Genomic DNA, 20,069 nt, shown 5'->3' with positions numbered 1-20,069 from the left:
GGTCAATTTACCTCATTTTGAAATATTGTTACTATCTCTTTTTTGATATTATTGTTTTCAAATTTAAGTCTTTGTTCTGATTATCGGAAATTATATCCAAAGCCGCTTCTTTTCTTCATTCTTGTCAGGATTTTAGGTAGCGTATTGCCGCATAAGGGATAATATAATCAGGCTATTCTTCGTTGCCGGATGGAAGTCTTCCGCCCGACTATCAGCAATCCTGATAAATTTCAGATCGGTAAAGCAATGTGGCTACAAAAAATTGATCTTAAAGACCCGTTGGTCGCCGCGAATATCCTTTCTTCCCGACCGTATTTTGCTTTTCTTGATAGTGCGATGCATCAGGATAAATTGGGGCGATATTCTTATATCGCAGTTGATCCTTTTGCGAGACTGACGGTTTGTGGTGACCAAGCCTATTGGAATTCAGTTCCCGAAAAAGGTGATCCTTTAGAAATTTTGCAACGGCATTTGGCGCAATTCGCTTTTGATGAAAAAATTGAACGGCGCTTTCCTTTTCAAGGCGGATGTATTGGTTATGTCGGTTATGATTATGGCCGCTGCCTTGAAGTCATCAATGGCTATCCTGAAACAGAAGACAAAGCCGCCGATATCAATTTTTGTTTTTACGATGTGGTTCTGGCTTTTGACCATATGACGGGGGAAAGTTACCTTTGCTCTTCCGGTTATCCTGAAACCCAACCTGACAAAAAAGAAAGCCGAGCAAAAGCCCGTTTGGCACAATTTTCTGACTGGCTTTCGATGCCTTCTAAACAGGCATCTTTGGATGAAAAGCCCAACAGGCTTTCATTAAATTGGCAATCGAATTTTACGAAAGAACATTATTGTCAGGCGATCGAAACAGTTCGGGAATATATTCGAAAAGGCGATATTTATCAGGCGAATATCGCCCAGAGTTTTTCAGCTGAATTGCCGGATGATTTTCAGCCTTGGCCTTTTTATCGCCAGTTACGTCGCATCAATCCTGCAACCTTTGGGGCGTATCTTGCTTTTGGCGATCAGGTTATTGCATCGGCTTCGCCGGAACGTTTTGTTCTGTTGCAGGATAATCAGATTGAGACGCGTCCGATTAAGGGGACTGCCCGCCGGTCACCGGATCTTGAGAAAGATAGAGCCGCCGCTGAAGAATTGCTTCATTCCGAAAAAGACCGCGCTGAAAATATCATGATTGTCGATCTGTTGCGGAATGATTTGTCACATGTGTCAACAGCGGATTCTGTCGAAGTAACCGATTTATGCCGCCTAGAAAGCTATGCTGGTGTGCATCATTTGGTGTCCGTGGTTACCGGAAAATTACGGCCTGAAAATTCTTCCGTTGATCTTTTGAAAGCCTGCTTCCCCGGTGGGTCGATTACAGGTGCGCCCAAAATTCGGGCGATGGAAATTATTGCAGAAATCGAACAATTGGCACGCGGCGTTTATTGCGGGTCGATTGGGTATATTGATTTTGGCGGTAATCTCGATTTCAACATTGCGATTAGAACCGTCACCCTGAGTGAAAACAAAGCGGTTTTTCAGGTCGGCGGCGGGATTACCCTGCTTTCCGATCCCGAAGCGGAATATGTCGAGACCCTGACCAAGGCAGCAAAAATCTTTGAAAGTTTTGGCACATCGGTTTCTGAAATGGCTTGATGGTGAGGAATGTCTGATGCTTTTGATGATTGATAATTACGACTCTTTTGTCGTTAATCTGGCGCGCTATTGCGAAAGGCTTGGCCGTAAAGTCAGCTTGTTTCGCCATGATAAAATCACCCTTGAAGAGATCGAGGTGATGTCGCCCAAAGCGATTATCCTTTCTCCGGGGCCTTGCTCACCGGAAGAAGCCGGTATCTCTTTGGATGTTTTACGGCAATTTTCTGGCAAGATACCTATTTTAGGGGTCTGCCTTGGACATCAAGCCATTGGTGTTGCTTTTGGTGGTGTTATTGCTCGTGCCAGCTATCCGCTTCATGGGCGTGCCGTGGAAATCAGCCATGTCGGGAAAAGACTATTTAAAGATATTCCTAATCCTTTTAAGGCGGCACGCTATAATTCGCTGATTATCCAGAAAACCGAAGAGATGGAACAGCATTTGACGGTTGATGCGCTGTCACCGGAAGGCGAGATCATGGCTTTATCGCATAAAAGTCATCCTACCTATGGTATCCAGTTTCATCCTGAATCGGTTTTGACCGAATATGGCGACGCGCTTTTGTCGCGCTTTTTTGATTTGGAGGAAGCCTTCTATGCCGATATGGCTGAACGGTGTATTAGCCAATAATGCTGGCGCAGAATTTAACCTGAATGATAAAGGGTTATTACTGGGATATGGTGTTTTCGATACCGCCTTGGTTATCGCTGATAAAGTTGCCTATCGGGAAGCGCATCTTGAAAAATTGACAAAAAGCTGTGCGGCGTTGTCCTTGCCGGTCGCTTCCTCTTTTTTAAGCGAAATGATGGAGGAGGCAGCGAAAGACCTGCCTTTGGGCGTAATAAGGATCACCGTGACGGGAGGCGTGGGCCCAAGGGGAATGGCTTTTAGTCCCGAAGCCAAGCCTAATGTTATTGTTTCAGCTTCCCCGATAGCAGCGACAATATTTTGTCCTGAGATACGGCTTGTCTTGACGCCACTTCGGCGGAATGAAAGCTCTTTTACGGCGCGGATTAAAACGCTGAATTATCTTGATGCGATTATGGCGGTGACAGAAGCGCGTCAGAAGTCTTTTGATGATGCGCTGTTTTTAAATACCGCAGGACATGTTGCCTGTAGTAGCACGGCCAATCTTTTTATGATCCGTGACGGGTGTTTGATTACTCCGCCAGTCAGTGATGGTATTTTGGCAGGTATTATGCGTGCCAATATTCTGCGTTTGGCAAAATCCCGTGATATTCCGGTTGAAGAGCGCTCTATTGGCTATGAAGAGCTGTTAGAGGCAGATGACATTTTCCTAACCAATAGTTTGCGTCTGATCACTCAGGTGACGCATTTAGGGGAGGTTGCTTTGCCGCGTCGGTCGGCGGCCTTGCTGGCTTTGCTGAAGTCGATGGTTTTTGACGAGATTAATTACAGTCGTTTTCAATAGGGGGTTTTGATTTTATTATCATATTGAGTAATATATTTTTTGATATTGCCTTTTTTTGTATTTTTCATTCTTCTTGAGTGAAAGAAAGTGATGAAGAAGGCCTCTTCTTTTTAAATATGACCTTTAGGTAAAATTTAAACTTTACCTTTTTGTAAACTTTGTGGTAAAAGTCTTTTCGTCGATAAGGAATCAGCGTTTTATGCTCTCAATTTCGCAATCAACCGGTTATGCTGTTCTTGCGCTGTCTGCTATTCATGCAGAGAGTGAAAAGCTCACCATGGCGCGCGACATTGCCGAAAAAGCGAATATTCCACGCCCTTATCTGACGAAGATTTTAGGTCGCTTGCAAGAAGCCGGACTGATTACAGCCAAGCGAGGTCAAAATGGTGGCCTGCGTTTGAACCGTCCGCCGGAGACGATTTCTCTTTTGGAAATCGTGAAGGCGATTGATGGGAAAGATTGGGGCTGTGGTTGCTTTTTGGGTTTGCCGGGATGTTCCAATGAGCATCCTTGCCCAATGCACAGCTTTTGGCTGAAAACCCGTCCGGTTATTGTCAAGCAATTGGAAAATATGACCTTGGATAAGGCCAAACACTTTACCGAAGCCGGTTGGAAATTCCGCTCTGAAGAAGGCTGAAGATCCGTTTTCCTGACCTCAGAATCTTTTCTGCATTGATGGGTAGGTTACGAAGAGGTTAATGTCATGCTATGTTTTCAGTGTGAACAGACACACAGCGGCACCGGCTGCGTTATTCGGGGTGTTTGCACCAAAACCCCTGAAGTCGCGGCTATTCAGGATCTGATGATTTTTGCATCGGCAGGTCTTTCTTATGTCGCCAAGAAATTGCCGGATAGCTGTGAGGCAGAGCGAAAAGAAGCCGCTTCACTGGTCATTCAGGCCTTGTTCTCGACAGTGACGAATGTCAATTTCGACGCCGATGTTTTGACCAAAGCCCTTTATCATCTGGTTGACTTCCGCGATGCGCTGAAAGCCAAACTACCTGAAGATGTCGAGCTTCCTCTGGCTGCAACGCTTGATTTTTCACGTGATCGTGAAACGCTGGTCAAGCAGGGGGAGTCCTATGGCATTGCGAGCCGTCAGAAAACGCTTGGTATCGACGTCACTGGTCTTCAGGAACTTCTGACCTATGGCATGAAAGGCATGGCCGCCTATGCGCATCACGCAGCGGTTTTGGATTATCGTGATCCCGATGTCGATAACTTCCTGTTGGAAGGCATGGCCGCTCTGACCGATCACAGCCTTGACATCCAAGCTTTGTTAGCTGTTGTGATGCGTTGTGGTGAAGCCTCTTATAAGACGCTGGCTCTGCTCGATAAGGCTAATACTTCCTCCTTTGGCCATCCGGTTCCAACTAATGTTAAAATGGGCCCGTCAAAAGGAAAAGCGATTTTGGTATCGGGGCATGACCTCCTTGATATGAAAGAGCTTTTGGAGCAGACCAAAGATACCGGCATCAAGGTCTATACCCATGGCGAAATGTTGCCCGCCCATGGTTATCCCGAATTGAATAAATATCCGCATCTTGCTGGCCATTATGGCGGTGCATGGATGCTTCAGCGTCAGGAATTTATCAATTTCCCAGGCCCGATCGTCATGACAACCAACTGTCTGATGGAGCCGAGAAAAGAATATGCCGGTCGCGTCTTTACCCGTGATCTGGTCGGTTGGCCGGGCTTGACCCATTTGCCTGATCGTGACTTTTCAAAGGTAATTGAAGCCGCGCTTGAGAGTGAAGGCTTTACCGAAGATCAGGAAAGCCGTTCCCATATCGCTGGTTTTGGTCATCATACAGTTCTTGATTCTGCCGATGCGGTTGTTTCGGCGATCAAGAAAGGTGATATTAAGCATTTCATGTTGGTCGGTGGCTGTGATGGTATCAAAAGCGGTCGACATTACTTTACCGATATTGCCGAGAAGGCTCCCAAAGACTGGGTCATTTTGACATTGGGTTGCGGTAAATTCCGTGTCACTGATTTGGATCTTGGTAAAATTGGCGATCTGCCGCGCTTGCTCGATATGGGGCAGTGCAATGACAGCTATTCCGCTATTCGGGTCGCTTTGGCTTTGGCCGAGGCTTTTGATACCGATGTGAATAGTCTGCCTTTATCGCTTGTTCTGTCTTGGTATGAGCAGAAAGCTGTTTGTGTGTTGTTGGCTCTATTGCATTTGGGTGTGAAGGGTATCCGCTTGGGCCCGACGCTTCCGGCCTTTATCACGCCGAATATGCTGAAAATTCTGGTCGATAATTTCGATATTAAACCAATCGGTAATTCTGCCGAAGAGGATTTGCAGGAAATCTTGGCTGCTAAAGCCGCCTGATAGATTCAAAGAGTTTAATTTATTCTACGGGGAAGGGGGGCTTTGGCTCCCCTTTTCTGTATTCATGAAAGAGGCGGTTTTTATATCAAAAAAGAGGGCGATATTAGACAATAGCTTGGTTTGATTTTTAGCTATACGTTTGATCAATAAGGCAGGATATGCGGTTTTCTATTCGTCGATTTTTTTCAGCTGCCTCTTCTGCTGCGATAGAAAAATGACGATATAAATATTACCCGAAAAATCTTAAATCCGGTTATATCGGGCGATTATCTTAAAAAACTTGTTTCCTGATGAAAGGATATTTCTGTATTCCTCTCGGGAATCATTTGGGAGGCCAGAGCATGAAAACCGAAATTCCATATTACAATCCTGAATTGAGTTATGAAGATAACTATAAGGAAGGCCCTTTCGGCTATTTCGCAGATATTGTCGAAAAGCCCGCTCCTTCTTTTGCGGTTTCGGTGAAAAAGCCGGTTTCTTTTCTTGGATGTTCGGTTGATCTGCCCTTTGGTATTCCGGCAGGCCCTTTGTTGAACAGTCGCTATATCAAGGCGGCTTTTCATGCGGGTTTTGATCTATGCGTTTACAAGACGGTTAGAACGCAGGAGCATAAAAGCCATCCTTTGCCGAATGTTCTAGCCATTCATCCCGAAGGTGTCTTGAGTGCCGATTGTGAAGCGGTTTTAGCGGATACCCGTTATAATCAGCCTTTATCGATTACCAATTCTTTTGGAGTGCCTTCCTTTAACCCTGATATCTGGCAGCCGGATATGGCCGAAGCGGTTAAAGCAGCTTCGGATCATCAGGTCATGATCGGCAGTTTCCAAGGCACGCGCGGCAAGGGCAAGATTGAAGAAGATTATGCCTTGGCTGCCCGTATGGTTGCGGAAACCGGCGCACCTGTTTTGGAAGCGAATTTGAGCTGTCCCAATGAAGGTGTGAATAGCTTGCTTTGCTTTGATGCGTCTTTGGTTCAAAAGATTGTAGAAGCTATCAAAGCAGCTGTGCCGGATCGGCCTTTGTTGATTAAGACCGCTTATTTCAAAGATAATGCCAAGCTAGCCGATCTCGTCTCGCGCGTTGGCCATCTAGTAAGTGGGTTTAGCACGATTAATACTTTGAGTGCGCGGCCTCTCGATGAAAAAGGGCAAGCTGCTTTATCCCCGAGCCGTCCTGAAGGTGGGGTTTGCGGTGATGCTATCCGTTGGGCTGGACTGGAAATGGTGCAGCGTTTGGCAGCTTTTCGTGAAGAAAAATCACTCGATTATGCTATTGTGGGTGTTGGAGGCGTGAATAAGCCTGAACATTATAAGGCTTATATCGAGGCGGGTGCGAATGCTGTGATGACCGCCACGGGATCTATGTGGAATCCACATTTGGCAGAAGAAACTAAGAAATTTTTGGCTTAAATTAGCTTAGATTTAAAGGGGCAGACTTGGCGTTATGCGATGTTTGCTCCATTCTGTTTCACGTGAAACAAGGGCAGCGCCTCTATTCGAGCGTTGCCTTTTTTTGTTTATGTGGGTTGGAGGTGGGCACGGTTCGGGACGGCTATTCAGAGTGAAATTGGCTAGCGAAGTCGTGAGTATAACTCGAGCGATTCTGGAAGAGATTTTATTGTAAAAAACCCCGTGCTAACGATAGCCAAAAAGGGCGTTTACCCTGTATGATTGGTAGATGGATGATTTATTCAATTCTGTAGAGCCGCTTGTTTTTACCGAAAATGAAAAACAGCCTTTGCCTGAAAATCGGCCTTTAGCGGATATTTTGCGCCCCAAGCATCTATCTGATGTGATCGGGCAGGCGCATGTCACTGGAGAAAACGGCATTATTGGTCGAATGGTGGCGGCTGGTCGGTTATCCTCTCTGATTTTATGGGGCCCGCCCGGAACGGGAAAAACGAGTATTGCCCAGCTTTTGGCTGAATCGGTCGGGATACGGTTTGAAATGGTATCGGCCATTTTTTCAGGTGTTGCCGATCTCAAAAAGATTTTTTTAAAAGCGGAGCATCATCGACAGCAGGGGCGTCAGACTCTTCTTTTTATTGATGAAATCCATCGTTTCAATAAAGGGCAACAGGATAGCTTTTTACCCTATATCGAGAATGGCACTTTTGTCTTGGTAGGGGCGACAACTGAAAATCCGTCTTTCGCTTTGAATGCGGCTTTGTTGTCCCGCGCCCAAGTGGTAACGCTGAACCGTCTGGATGAAGAGGCCTTGGGCTTGTTGCTAGAAAGAGCCGAGACGGTTTCTGGTCAGCTTTTGCCTGTGGATGAAGATGCCCGAAAAGCCTTAATCGCTTCGGCTGATGGTGATGGTCGGTTTTTGCTAAATCAGGCAGAAATCCTGTTGGCAATGAATCTGACAAAATCTTTATCCGTGCCAGAATTGGCGCAAATCCTTCAAAAAAGGATGGCGATCTATGACAAAGATCGGGATGGCCATTATAATTTGATATCGGCGCTACATAAATCAGTAAGGGGGTCTGATCCGCAGGCCGCGCTTTATTATTTGTCGCGGATGCTGGTTGCTGGTGAAGACCCGCTTTACCTGCTGCGCCGTTTGACCCGTATGGCCAATGAAGAAGTGGGCTTGGCTGATCCTAGGGCTATGGAGCAGTGTATTGCGGCTAAAGAGACTTATCAGCTTTTAGGCTCGCCAGAAGGCGAGCTGGCGATTGCTCAAGCCTGTGTCTATGTCGCGACCGCACCCAAATCCAATGCGATCTATAAGGCCTATAATCAGGCAATGGCTTTGGCGCGCGAAAGCGGCTCTGTCTTGCCACCACCCAATATCCTTAATGCACCAACCGAGATGATGAAACAGCAGGGTTATGGTGAGGGGTATCACTATGACCATGATATGCCCGATGCTTTTTCAGGGGATAATTACTGGCCGGAGAATTTGCCGCCTGTGACCCTCTATCAACCGAATATACGGGGTTATGAAAAGCATATCACGGAGAGGTTAGCTTTTTGGGAGCATTTGCGACAGGAAAGAAAAAAAGGAAAGCCTAGCGGTAAGTAAAAGCGGGTGAAAATATCGGGCAAGGCAGGAATTTATGTCGGCTTTTGAAACGGCATTGACGGCGATCACTTTTATCGGGATTGGGTTTTTGGGGAACAAAAAGGCCTGAATTAACGTATTACCTTTCATAAAGACGCCTTTTGTCGAGTAAAATGAGGGCAAAGGGCGGAAAGAGTAAAGGTGCTTGTTATGTCCCATAAAAAACTGGAAGTGTCTGCCGGAATAAGGCACCGCATGGCCGCTGAGATTATGGATCATATGAATTATATGGTCGATGACCCAGATCAGCTATCAGTTAAACCCGCTAATGCCCTTGATCATATCTTTCTTTATGAAGATAGTGGTGCTGTGATTGCCGAAATTCCTGTGGTTTTTAAAGGTGAGTCCGGACGCGTCCTTTACGATATATCGCATAACCGTCTTGTCCACAGCGATATTAAACACGACCAGTTGAAAGAAATGGTTTCCAGTAAGATGCCTGATTTTAAGGAAGAGCTTCTGGAATATTTTCGCGAAAATTGATGGTGGATAATGGGTTTGAAGGGTGCTCTCTTTAAGAAGAGGGCGCCTTTTTTATTGAATATTGTTGATCCTGTTGTTTCACGTGAAACAAGCTAGGATGTCGGAAGGCATGATGCAAATTTGCGTCTGGATGAAGGCGATAGGGTAAAAGGCTTTTTTTGCGAAAGCGGACGAAAGAGCGTTGGTCGTCTGTATCTGAAAAAACAGCTTGTTGTTTATGTAAAAGGGCAGAGTTGAGATAAAGCCATCTGCCCTTGTGATTGATGTTAGGCGGCTGTGCTGGTCGTCCAGCCTAAAGCCGGAAGAGTAATGCTGCGCCGTCCGCCAAAATCGGTTCTGATAGCGATAATGCCTTGATTTTCCATATAGCCGATCAGCCGTCTGGCACGCCCAGCCGAGCGCGTGCCATAAATACGGGCAATCATTTCATCATCAGGGCAGGGGGCATTTTCTTTGGCGGTTTTTGCCAAGAACAAGAACACCGCTTGTATATCGTCTTCTAGGATACTGGCTGCCTTAAGCGCTGGTTGCCACAATTCATCCTGTAAGTCGTCATTGCTAAGCCCTGCCTTGGCGATAGTCAGCCTTTTGGTGAAGGCGGTTAAATCCAAAGGCGGAGTGGATAGGCCATGCATCCGACAACCGATTGTAAATTCGGGATAGAGCAGATTGGCTTGACGGTAAGCATTTTCTTCTTCTTCGACGATGCTGGAAAGTAGGGCATCAATGAGCGCTTCTTTCTGGCTATTATCGACCGGATTTTCGGCGGCTTCTGCCTCGGCTATTTTCGCCTCTTCTTCCTTTTCCTTTTGTAGCAATTCCATCAATTGACTGGATGACGGCGGTGGAGGTGGTTCCGGCGAGGCCAAAGGTAAAGCCGGTTCTTCTGGTTCAGAGAAGAGCAAATCTTCGGGATTGCTATTTTTGCTGTCGGGGAGCGGCATCAGTTTAAATCCGCCTGTCCGGCTCTTAGTCTCGACTTCCCCAATTTTGACCGCAATAGGGCGGCGGCATAAAGCAGGCCCTAGGGCGAGAAAATGGCCCCTTTCAAGATCGCGGATGCTTTCGGCTTGTCTTCTATCCATGCCGAGCAAATCGGCTGCCCGCGCCATATCGATGTCAAGAAAAGTACGCCCCATGAGAAAATTTGAGGCTTCGGCGGCAACATTCTTGGCTAATTTGGCAAGACGTTGGGTTGCAATGACACCGGCAAGGCCTCTTTTCCGGCCACGGCACATCAGATTTGTCATAGCCGCGAGAGATAGACGGCGTGCTTCGTCCGAGACTTCTCCTGCTTGGGCGGGAGCGAATATCTGGGCTTCATCCACAACGACAATTGCTGGATACCAATGATCGCGCGGAGCATCAAAAAGCGTTGCCAGAAACCACGCCGCGCATTTCATCTGGTTATCGACATCAAGACCTTCGAGATTAAGCACCACGGAAACGCGATGTTCACGAATTCTTTGCGCCAAAACCCGAATTTCGGATTCATTATAAGCCGCTGCTTCGACTGCAACATGAGGAAAGCGTTCTGCGAGGGTGACGAAATCGCCTTCGGGATCAATGACAATCTGTTGCACAAAACGGGCGCTTTTTTCCAGCATCCGCCTCAATAAATGGGACTTACCGGAACCGGAATTACCCTGAACCAACAATCTTGTTGCCAGCAATTCTTCGAGATCCATCGGGACAACTTGTCCCTTGGGATCTTTTCCCATGTCGATCATCACAGTCATGCGGCATCTTTGAGCAAGGCTTGTCCTTTTCTGCAAGGGCAGATCAGTCAAAAATAAAAGAATTTGCCATAAATAAGAAAAGGGTTCGTCTCTTTCCTTATTTATGGCCATTGAGAATCGAGGTTAATTGGCGACCGATGCGATTTTGCCATCAACAGCGCGACGAGCATCTTCGGGAGCAAGAGCGACTAATACCCCGCGCTGACCGCCATTGATAAAGATTTTTTCAGCCTGAAACGCAGATTCATCAAAGATGACCGGAACGCGTTTCTTCTGACCAAAAGGGCTAATCCCACCAACATGATAGCCGGTCATCCGTTCTGCATCGACAGGTTTAATCATATTGGCTGATTTTCCCCCTGCTGCGGCAGCCAATTTTTTCATCGAGACTTCGTGATTGACCTGCACCACGACGCAAACCGGCTTGCCATCGACTTCAGTCATTAGAGTTTTATAGACGATCTCGGCGGGTTGCTGGAGGGCTTCGGCGGCTTGTAATCCAGCGGCTGATGCCTTGGGATCGTAGTCATAGGGATGAACGGTAAAAGCAATGCCTGCTTTTTCAAGAAAAGCGGTTCCGCGTGTTTTCTTAGTCATATTTTCAAATACCCTGTTCTCTTTTGATCGAAAAGAGTTGAAGTGAAAATGGGGAGGTCGTGAACAGACGGATGGCTTATGGACTGTGTTTTGGCCATATCGCCAGCCTGTGAAGACGTAATATAGCGGTTTCGCATCTATATCAAAAGAGGGCGATCGAAGCGATGAAAAGAGAGGATATGAGAATTATCGGGATAGTGGGAAGAAAAGCGAAAAGAATGTTTTGAAATAGAACGGTGGTGTTGAGGGGATAGCTGACAGCTGTCCCATTATGGCAGGATGTATCTATTAGGAGGATAAATTTAGGAGATGTCGGCAGGGTGAGGCCATTTGCCTTCAGCCGATAAAAAGAAATCTGGAGGCCCGAGCCGGAATCGAACCGGCGTGCAAGGATTTGCAGTCCTCTGCGTAACCACTCCGCCATCGAGCCACCTCAAGCGCAAATGCGCGGATTTTTGGCTTTCGTCAACCTAAATCTTTGAAAAAATGTATAATATTTTTTAAAGGGTATAATATATTGGTAGTTAAGTGGTTGTTTTTAAATGCTTTTATGTTGGAGGCTGCCTGTGGGGCAGTGAACGACTGTATTGTAATCCCGTAAACTTCCATCAAGTTTCTAAGCTGCCTGTGCGGCAGTGAACAAGACAAGGCGGGAAAATGGGTTTCCTTTAATTTTCTAAGCTGCCTGCGCGGCAGTGAACCAGTATCATAGGCATCATAGATAAATTTTATGTTTCTAAGCTGCCTGTGCGGCAGTTATAAATCCTATTCAATCAAATTTTAAATCTTTTGTATTAAATGTAAATTGTTGGTTGCCAGATTCATAAAATGGCGCTTCTATAATCATTTTTTTAGAATTTTTTATTTGTTTCAAAAATGAGGTTGCAGATTCAATAAAAGATATATCAGATCTACCTGAATCAGAACTTGAACATTTAAATTTTTGAATGGGTTTATCATCAAATTTTACTGAAAAAAAACTCCTTGAGAAAGAATGACAGAGTATTTGCCCTGAATCTACTGAAAATAGTATATTCAATCCATCTTTAGGTCTTCTTCTAATCATTACATGAGCATATGATGTATCATAAGGAAATGGGAAATATACATTGTTTAGGCTGGTGATTGATGCAAAATAAGAGGTGGTTCCACGCATTTCATCTTTGCCTTCACTATAAACCCATGGTGAAGATTCTACTTTTTTATCATTAGAATTTGGTGTAACCTGTACTTTATTAGAAAATTCTGTGTTGTTTTCTGAAATTGTTCTATCTTTTTTCTGTTCTTCTTTGTTGCTTGTAAAAGTTCCATATAAAAATGCTACACCTATAGTAGCTGCTATAAAATGGCCTCTATTTACTCCTTTAATATAAGGAACAAGTATACCTGCAAAACATAGTAAAATAATTATTGTAAAAATAAAATAAATCATGATGAATCTCAAAATTACTTTTTTAGTATTATATAAAAATATTTAAATAAATAAATAAATTTTTTGCATTCTTTCTTCTTTTTTATTGGTATTGTTTGTGTATTTTTGGATGTGTCTAAAAATATAATGTTGTTAGTGAAAAGATTTTGAGAAAATTCAAATGGGTATGCAATGCCTAATTCCTACGTATACGCAGGATATAAACGCATGGATTCGAGCTTTTATAGAATAGCCCATAGTCGGAATAACATACGGGCCATTCTATAAAATGATTGAGATGAAAATTATTGAAACAGGCTTATCCGTTATTATTGGCGGCGGCGTCCTGTTTTTGTGCCTGAAGAAAATAGGAAAGCGGAATAGAGCGCAGGCGATGGTTTAAGATATAAGCCAGACGCACCCCTGCCTTTTTGAGCTGTGAAGCGGCGACTTTTCGAGCGGCTGAGTCATAGCCTGCAGAAAGCGGAATGGGGGGGCGTGTTGCATCGCAGCCAGCGGGGGGATTGAAGCTGTAGGCATAGCGTTTACCGAGTTGGAAACTTTCCATTGCCCATTGCTTGCTATCACCGAGAACCCAAGATTTTTTATCTTCCGGCGAGATTTCCTTCTTCAAGCTATCAGCAAGATGTTGCGGGTCGGGGTCAATTTCTTTGACCACATAGGTATCCCAATAGCTGTGAAGGTTGAGCGACCTTGCATTATTGATCGAGACTTTGACGCAGTTGCCGCCCCGATCATCATGATCGGCGGCGTGGAGCGGCTGATGAAGATCACCGACAAAATGAAGGACATATTTCAGCGCTAAGACCCGATCTTGATCGGAGGTCTGTTTACTGGAAAGTTCTCTTTCAAAGCGGTCTAACTGACTGACGACGCAAGGTTGTGCGCCGCCATTTTTCATCGGATTGGAACGGTTGGAGGCCGCTGCACAAGCCGTGACAAGATTGGGGTTGTCGATTTCGATATCAACAAAATGCCACGGTTCGGTTTCACCATGTCCAGCCGAACGCCATTTATCTGCCCATGTGGCGCGAGACATGAAGTCCGGTTCGGTCAATCTATCGTGATCCATTGCCAGAATAGCATTGACCTTTTTGCGGGTTGTCGGCGTCATATATTTCCATGCCAAAGCGGCGATGGCTTCATGGCCTTCCATGCCCCAAGCATAAAGCGGTTGGGGCAGGGTCAGCATAGCGGCGACTATAGCCAATTTTGTCAGTCGTTTTTTAAACAACTTTAAAACGCGATTATCCGTCATGAGAATATCCTATGCGATTAGAAACCGCTGCTGATAGAGAACATGGCCGAGAAAGGTGACGCAATGCTGTAGGTTGGTGCAGAACCTTTGACCATCTGTCCATCCAGAGCCTTGGCATATTGGGCGTTGGTCTGGAGACCGGAAGCATAGTTTAGATAATGCTTGTTGGTGATGTTGGAAAGATTGAAACGGATGGTTGGGCTTTTGAGACCGCCCCAGCTTTTGAAGCGATAGCCGCCGCCGATATTCATACGAACATAGGAAGGCACCTGTTCGTCATTCATAAAGGTTGAATATTGCGATCCGACATATTTCAGGCTGAAGTTACCGAAGATATGACCGTTGTCGTAGTCGAGACCGAAGCCGACCTGATAGCGAGGCGTTTGCGGCGCAAATTTGCCTTTTGTTGGCAGAATAGCGGAAACACCGGCGGCCGAAGCGGCGAGATTACTTCTGTTACGGGCATCGATATATTCGGCAGAGACGTAAGGTCGGATATTATAGATAGCACGCGTACCGATTTCAAAATCGACACCATTCGTCGTTTGGTTACCGCCGTTAATGCTTCTGGAATAGTAAGAAGTTGGGTTGTTGGGATCGATAACAGTCTGAGAAAATAGACGGTTATGGAAGTCATAATGGAAATAGGTCAACGAGGTGTTGATCAATTTACCATGATAACGCCAGCCGAATTCTTCGGATATCGAGGTTTCTGGCTTGAGATCTTTCACCGCCTGATTGCTATATCCGGTTCCGGCAACATAGGAGCCGGAATCAAATAGTGAGGTATTCATCGGGATGCGGTAATTGGTCGCGACCGAGAAGAATACCTGATGTTCGTCATTGATTTTATAACGGATAGAGCCGCTGGGTAAGACTTCGCGGTAAGTTTGGTTGATATTTTTGCCGGTTGAGGTGTCAGGGAGATAATTTCTGCCCTGACGGTTGATAATCGAGATTTTAACCCCGCCATCAATCGTCAATTTGTCATTGAGCAAAGAAATTGTGTCACCAATAAAAGGCGTATGAATAAAGGTGCGGGTCAAGTTGTCGCGATATTCGGCTTTCTCACCATTAGCTAAAATCACATTTGAACCACCCCCCCATTTGTCACGCGGGCTGCCATCGTCATTCAATAAAGAATAAGGTGCCGTTTGGCGTTGAGAGGAATATTCAAACCAATAGCCGACCATCAGGCGGTTGATGCCTGATGTCCATGTCCATTTGGTTGTAGAACCGGAACGATAGGTTTTGGTGATTGAGGGTTCATAAAGCAGCGTTTGGCCATAATTCTGCCCGTCGACTGTTCCGCTCATCGTTTGGGAACCATAGGACATTTTGTTCATGTCCTGCCAATAAGCGCCGCCGCCATTTCCGTTGCTATATAAGAAATAGGGGGTTTCCGTCAGCGTCATTTTATGCCCGAGATTGAGATGAACCGGCGCGCTGACATAGATATTGGTGAAGGGATTGGGATGTAATTTATAATAGGTCGTGTTGGCTTTGGTATTTCCGGTATAAACCGAGCTGTAAACGGTATTGGCAATGCCGGATACGGGCCCGCCCATGATACCTTTCCCGTATTTTTGCCAAGAAGCCATATTAACGCTGGGCATGTTAATATTGTCTAGGTTATTCCCGATGACAAGCAATGAGGCTTTGTTATCCTTGCCCCATTCCTTGACCACTTTCATTTCACCGTGAAGTTTCTTTTCGGTGCCGGGCCCACGCCATAAATCTTCATGGGTGTCGGAGAAAGAGAAATAGGCGCGTGTGCCGGAATTGCCGATTTCACCCGTGTCAAAACGAGCAAAACCACGGAAAGTGTTATAAGAGCCATAGGTAAAATTGGCGCGACCGCCCATCTTTTTAGCCGGATCAATCATATGCATGTTGACCACACCACCGGCAGCACTGACGGTTGGGCTGTCGAGATCGGCAGAGCCTTGAGCGACCTGAATAGTCGACAAATTTTCGGAATCGACGATTTCCTGCGGATAGACGGCATGGCTACCAACATCGTTTAGCGGGAAGCCTTCCAGAATATAGCCCATTGAGCTTTCATTCATGCCGCGCACCGAGGTATGTCCACCGGTCAAGCCCATCGGGTCGGAATCTGACGAGTTAACGCCTGGCAAGAGGGCGATCAACTGCATCGGGTTAAGCCCCGGTGTCTGCTTTTCGATATAATCGCGAGTCAGTGTCGATTTTGATTTGGGGGAATCTTCCTTGATCATCAGACCGCCACCGAATGCCCGTCTGGTCACCCCATCGGCATAGGAACGCCCCGTCACCACAATGGCCCCGTCATTTTTTGCCGGATGATTGGCGCTGTTATCGGTGACGGCATGTTGTTGACTGGATGTGTCATCGGTTGCGGGCTGTGGCGGCACCGTGTTTTGTGCCATTGCGCCGGAAACCCATAAAGACGAATATAAAATGACCCAATTTAATCTGGACTGTTTAAATGACAAAAAAGATTTTGTTTTAGCCGATAAAAGATTCTTCATCCCGTCCCCCCTTAAAATATTTCCCGATCCTGCTATGATACAAATAGCGGTTTACAATGATTAAGTTCGATGATTGCTTGTTTTAGAAATATTACGTCTAGGAAAAATGACGATATTCCAGCCTGTCGGTATTCTATAATTTTGCAGTTATCTGGCGGAAAAGAGGCGGTTATTTATGATTTGGTTTGTGGCGTGAGAATGCCACCGGACTAAATCCAATTGCCTTTGAAAGAGGCTGCGCTCTTTCATTTTTTCTCCTGTTTGATATCCAAAAATTACAGCAAGCAATCTTTCCCCTTGTTGAAATAATACCTGATTGAATTTAGCGAGCGCTTTGTTCAATCTTGCATAGAAGATCGTCTGGCGTGTGCGCTGATGCGCGTGCCTTTTCTAATTCTTTCCGAGCTAATTCCATGTCTCGGCGGAAATCGGCATCCCCATGTAAAGCTGCAATTTCGCCCGATGCCATGATATAGCCTGCCTGCACATCGCTGACCCAATGCGCGCCGCAGACAATCCGGCTGGTTCCAAAAATTTGGCCACGCTGCAAAATATTTGCCGCATGATCGGGGATCAATTCAGCCAGAATGAGCGCAACGCTCCAACCGATAGTCGTATGACCTGAAGGATAGGAGCCTTGTTTTCCCAGACCTTCGCGATCTTTTTCCGTGCAGATAGGTTGATCGGTATCCACAAAAGGCCGTTTGCGATTCCAGTTATTTTTGGCTCTGCCAATATCGTCATATTCGGTGCGAAGTGCGCGTTTAATCAAATTGGCAAGATGCGGTAATTGCGCAATATCGAGATTCATTCCTGCGGCGCAGGCATAGTCTTTGAGCACTGAAGCGAGATGAAGATCGGCATCTTGAGTTGCCAATGCCCAGCGCGTGCTACCTTTTAATTGTCTGGTGCTGTTAAAGGTTTGATCATCATGCGCCTGTAATGGACTGCCGGAAGTGGGTGGGGGCGCAAGGTAAAGAAGGGGATCGCTGTGGAAATGATAAGTCGAGGAGGGTTCACTTTTTTCTGTATGAGCTGAAACGCTTTGAGAAAGGCCGCTTGCCAGAACGCCGGATGTAAGCGCGATCATACAGATGAACCGCGGGACTTTTATCATGTCGTCAGTCTTCCCTTGTTATATAATATGGATAGAAAATGCCGATTTCACGACATTTCCTATCCTTTTAATAAAAAAACCTTTATTTCAAGAATTTAATTCTTAATTTTAGTTTAAAATTGTAACATAAAAATATCATGTGGCTATAATAAGACAATTATGTGTTGCGCGGGTCTATCGTGTGGAAGCCATAGCTTTCGTAATGCGGAATGACTTTACCCTTTTCGACTTTGACGACCATGAAGCCTTCCGGCGTGCCGTAGCGCGTGCCATGCCACCAATTGCCGCAGACTGATCCCCCCGTGATATAAGGCACGCCATGCCATTCGACCCGTTCGACAACATGGGTATGCCCCTGAAACACCCCGATCACATTATAATGGTCGAATAATTCCAGAATATCGGCTGCATTGATGACCGATAAAGAATGATGTTTCATTTTATTGAGGGGGACAGAGGCGTAATCAATCGCATTCATAATCGGAATATGGGTGGAAACAATAATCGGTGTACCGACAGGCTGGGCAGCGAGATCGCGCGAGAGCCAATTGAATTGTTCGGCATCAACGCGACCTTCATAAGAGCGATCTTCTGTAATACCGATTGAATCCAGAATAACGAAATGCACACCTTTATGATCAAAGGAATAATAGGTCTGCCCGAAATTGTCCTGAAAGTATTTTTTACCGTAAAAAGGATCGGTCGGCTGGGCGCCGCTTTCTTTATAAATACCGAAGCAGTCATGATTACCCATAGTATTATAGACAGGTAATCGCAGATCATCGGCGGTGCGTTTGTATAGATCGGCGAGCATGGTGGCTCTGTTCGCGTTAACGCCTAGCGCGTCGAAAACATGGTCACCGCCATGAATGGCAAAATCAGCAGGAAATTGGCGAGCCTTTAAAAAGGCTTCGTGGCAGCCTTCGGCACCGTTTAATTCTGGTTGAAGATGAGTGTCTGTAATAAATACAAAGGTAAAGGATTGGTGAGACCGTAGCGGGGGACGATTGGGAACACCGGCATAAAGGCGAGGTGCTGTTGCGGCGGCGAATGTTGCGCCAGCAGAGAGTGACAGGAAGCGGCGGCGATTAAAAGAGATCATGGATTCTACCCTATTTCCTCGTGAACCTACAAAAATATCGGTTTTTGAAATTTTCATTTCGAGAGAAATGAGGCCAGACAAGCCAATAGAGAGGGCGATATCCGATGATATGCCTTGAACACAAACTATCCATCCAGCTTGTTTAAGCCCCCCGCCCCAAGAAAGATTTTATGTGTCTAGAGTAGAAAAGTGACTGTATTGTTACAGCCTTTATTCCCTCTGATACTGATTTTTTGAAAGAATGTAAGACGTTTTAGTCATCACTGTCTGAATGAATGTAACTAATTGGCTTTATTGTGGATTATGCACCACAAGTCATTTTTGAATTGAAGCGCTTTGGGGCTTGTGTCTAAAGCGATGCGGAAGGACGTGTTTCGCTGGAGGGGCTGTTTTTACAAGAATGAAGGCCTTGGCGTGAAACGGCTTTGATCGTTGTCTGTCTTTACCCATGAGCGATGCGGTCATTTCGAGGCATCCATATTCGATGATAGAAAACAGACGGTGATCATGAAAAAAATTCTGCTTTTATGGGTTGTGGTTTTTTCTTTTGTCGCGAGCCGCACGCAAATGCAGATTAGAAAAGAATTAGAATCCTTTCAGTCGAAATATGCGGCCTTGATAAAAAAGCCTGTTCAAGAAAAGAGCTCTGGGCGTCGTCTTGTCGTCGAAAAAGATAGTATACCGCCTGATCCTCCGCTTCGTTATCAAATTTTTTTGCATCCTCAAGAGGCCGCCAAGAAAGGCGATGCTGAAGCCCAAATGTTTTTAGGGAAAGCCTATCTGACGGGGCGTTCCGATGTCCCTAAAAATAGTAAACAGGCGGTGTTCTGGTTCCAAAAATCTGCCAATCAAGGCTATGCCGAGGGGGAAGTAGCGTTAGCGGATGCCTATCACAATGGAACGGGCGTGGGGCGCGATGAAGCAAAAGCGGCTTTTTGGTATCAAAAGGCGGCGGCGCAAAATAATATCGAGGCCGAAGCCCGTTTAGGTTTTGTATATCATCAAGGGCGCGGTCTTCCCAAAGATGATAAGATGTCTTTTTTTTGGTTCGATAAAGCCGCCCATCAGGGATCCCTTTTAGCGCAAACGATGGTTGGCGTGGCCTATTATTACGGTAGTGGCGTTCCGCAGGATAAGGGGCGAGCTTTCATGTGGTATCAGAAGGCTGCCCATCAGGGTGATGTGATGGCGCAATATTTATTGGGTATGGCCTATTTGAAAGGAGAGGGCGTTGCGCGATCCAAGCGTGACGGGGTTTTCTGGTTACAAAGGGCGGCTGCCCAAGGGGATTATAACGCCTTTAAAATCCTGCAAAGACTACAATAGCCCAATCCATAATAA

Annotated in this window: 16 protein-coding genes and 1 tRNA gene; 9 read left to right on the top strand and 8 right to left on the bottom strand. The window is 45.8% G+C overall.

The features are described from left to right. Nucleotides 1–246: 246 nt before the first annotated feature. The 8 genes from pabB (at nucleotide 247) to ZMOB_RS03665 (ending at nucleotide 8,973) form a co-directional block, all read left to right on the top strand. Nucleotides 247–1,653 (top strand): aminodeoxychorismate synthase component I, encoded by a 1,407-nt coding sequence (gene pabB / locus ZMOB_RS03700; RefSeq protein ID WP_252507315.1) that lies wholly within the window; start codon nucleotides 247–249, stop codon nucleotides 1,651–1,653. Further along, entirely contained in the window at nucleotides 1,625–2,281 is a 657-nt protein-coding gene (locus ZMOB_RS03695) for an anthranilate synthase component II (RefSeq protein ID WP_252507314.1), read from the top strand. The genes pabB and ZMOB_RS03695 overlap by 29 nt, the downstream gene beginning before the upstream one ends. Beyond that, nucleotides 2,247–3,083, top strand: coding sequence for an aminotransferase class IV (locus ZMOB_RS03690; RefSeq protein ID WP_014500673.1), 837 nt, complete (start codon nucleotides 2,247–2,249; stop codon nucleotides 3,081–3,083). Before ZMOB_RS03695 ends, ZMOB_RS03690 begins: the two co-directional genes overlap by 35 nt. A gap of 199 nt (nucleotides 3,084–3,282) precedes the next feature. Next, nucleotides 3,283–3,720, top strand: a complete 438-nt coding sequence (locus ZMOB_RS03685) for an RrF2 family transcriptional regulator (protein WP_011240085.1) — start codon at nucleotides 3,283–3,285, stop codon at nucleotides 3,718–3,720. A 66-nt stretch (nucleotides 3,721–3,786) separates the two neighbouring features. Next, entirely contained in the window at nucleotides 3,787–5,424 is a 1,638-nt protein-coding gene (gene hcp / locus ZMOB_RS03680; protein ID WP_011240086.1) for a hydroxylamine reductase, read from the top strand. A 341-nt stretch (nucleotides 5,425–5,765) separates the two neighbouring features. Beyond that, nucleotides 5,766–6,833 carry a tRNA-dihydrouridine synthase gene (locus tag ZMOB_RS03675; RefSeq protein ID WP_014500672.1) on the top strand — a complete coding sequence of 356 codons (1,068 nt, stop codon included), beginning with the start codon at nucleotides 5,766–5,768 and terminating at the stop codon, nucleotides 6,831–6,833. A 268-nt stretch (nucleotides 6,834–7,101) separates the two neighbouring features. Beyond that, nucleotides 7,102–8,451, top strand: a complete 1,350-nt coding sequence (locus tag ZMOB_RS03670; protein WP_014500671.1) for a replication-associated recombination protein A — start codon at nucleotides 7,102–7,104, stop codon at nucleotides 8,449–8,451. 189 nt (nucleotides 8,452–8,640) lie between these two features. Beyond that, complete coding sequence (locus tag ZMOB_RS03665) at nucleotides 8,641–8,973, top strand: hypothetical protein (RefSeq protein ID WP_014500670.1); 333 nt, start codon at nucleotides 8,641–8,643, stop codon at nucleotides 8,971–8,973. A 266-nt stretch (nucleotides 8,974–9,239) separates the two neighbouring features. Here ZMOB_RS03665 and ZMOB_RS03660 read toward each other — a convergent pair whose 3' ends face one another. From ZMOB_RS03660 to ZMOB_RS03625, 8 genes are all read right to left on the bottom strand, one after another. After that, nucleotides 9,240–10,823: a helicase HerA domain-containing protein gene (locus ZMOB_RS03660; RefSeq protein WP_012817485.1), complete on the bottom strand. Its 1,584-nt coding sequence runs from the start codon at nucleotides 10,821–10,823 to the stop codon at nucleotides 9,240–9,242. Between the two features lie 12 nt (nucleotides 10,824–10,835). Beyond that, nucleotides 10,836–11,309 (bottom strand): Cys-tRNA(Pro) deacylase, encoded by a 474-nt coding sequence (gene ybaK, locus ZMOB_RS03655; RefSeq protein WP_014500669.1) that lies wholly within the window; start codon nucleotides 11,307–11,309, stop codon nucleotides 10,836–10,838. Between the two features lie 356 nt (nucleotides 11,310–11,665). After that, nucleotides 11,666–11,739, bottom strand: a tRNA-Cys gene (locus ZMOB_RS03650). A 339-nt stretch (nucleotides 11,740–12,078) separates the two neighbouring features. Then, complete coding sequence (locus ZMOB_RS03645) at nucleotides 12,079–12,741, bottom strand: hypothetical protein (RefSeq protein ID WP_014500668.1); 663 nt, start codon at nucleotides 12,739–12,741, stop codon at nucleotides 12,079–12,081. A gap of 298 nt (nucleotides 12,742–13,039) precedes the next feature. After that, nucleotides 13,040–13,999, bottom strand: coding sequence for a S1/P1 nuclease (locus tag ZMOB_RS03640; RefSeq protein ID WP_014500667.1), 960 nt, complete (start codon nucleotides 13,997–13,999; stop codon nucleotides 13,040–13,042). A gap of 17 nt (nucleotides 14,000–14,016) precedes the next feature. Next, a complete protein-coding gene (locus tag ZMOB_RS03635; protein WP_014500666.1) occupies nucleotides 14,017–16,509 on the bottom strand; it encodes a TonB-dependent receptor in 2,493 nt (830 codons plus the stop codon). A 322-nt stretch (nucleotides 16,510–16,831) separates the two neighbouring features. Continuing rightward, complete coding sequence (gene phoC / locus ZMOB_RS03630; protein ID WP_014500665.1) at nucleotides 16,832–17,626, bottom strand: acid phosphatase PhoC; 795 nt, start codon at nucleotides 17,624–17,626, stop codon at nucleotides 16,832–16,834. Nucleotides 17,627–17,783: 157 nt separating this feature from the next. After that, entirely contained in the window at nucleotides 17,784–18,728 is a 945-nt protein-coding gene (locus ZMOB_RS03625) for a metallophosphoesterase family protein (protein WP_011240096.1), read from the bottom strand. Between the two features lie 507 nt (nucleotides 18,729–19,235). Between ZMOB_RS03625 and ZMOB_RS03620 the strand changes: the two genes are divergently transcribed. Next, complete coding sequence (locus tag ZMOB_RS03620) at nucleotides 19,236–20,054, top strand: tetratricopeptide repeat protein (protein ID WP_014500664.1); 819 nt, start codon at nucleotides 19,236–19,238, stop codon at nucleotides 20,052–20,054. Nucleotides 20,055–20,069: the final 15 nt, after the last annotated feature.

The organism is Zymomonas mobilis subsp. mobilis ATCC 10988, assembly GCF_000175255.2.
GTDB lineage: Bacteria > Pseudomonadota > Alphaproteobacteria > Sphingomonadales > Sphingomonadaceae > Zymomonas > Zymomonas mobilis.
This window is presented reverse-complemented; position numbering and strand designations above follow the sequence as displayed.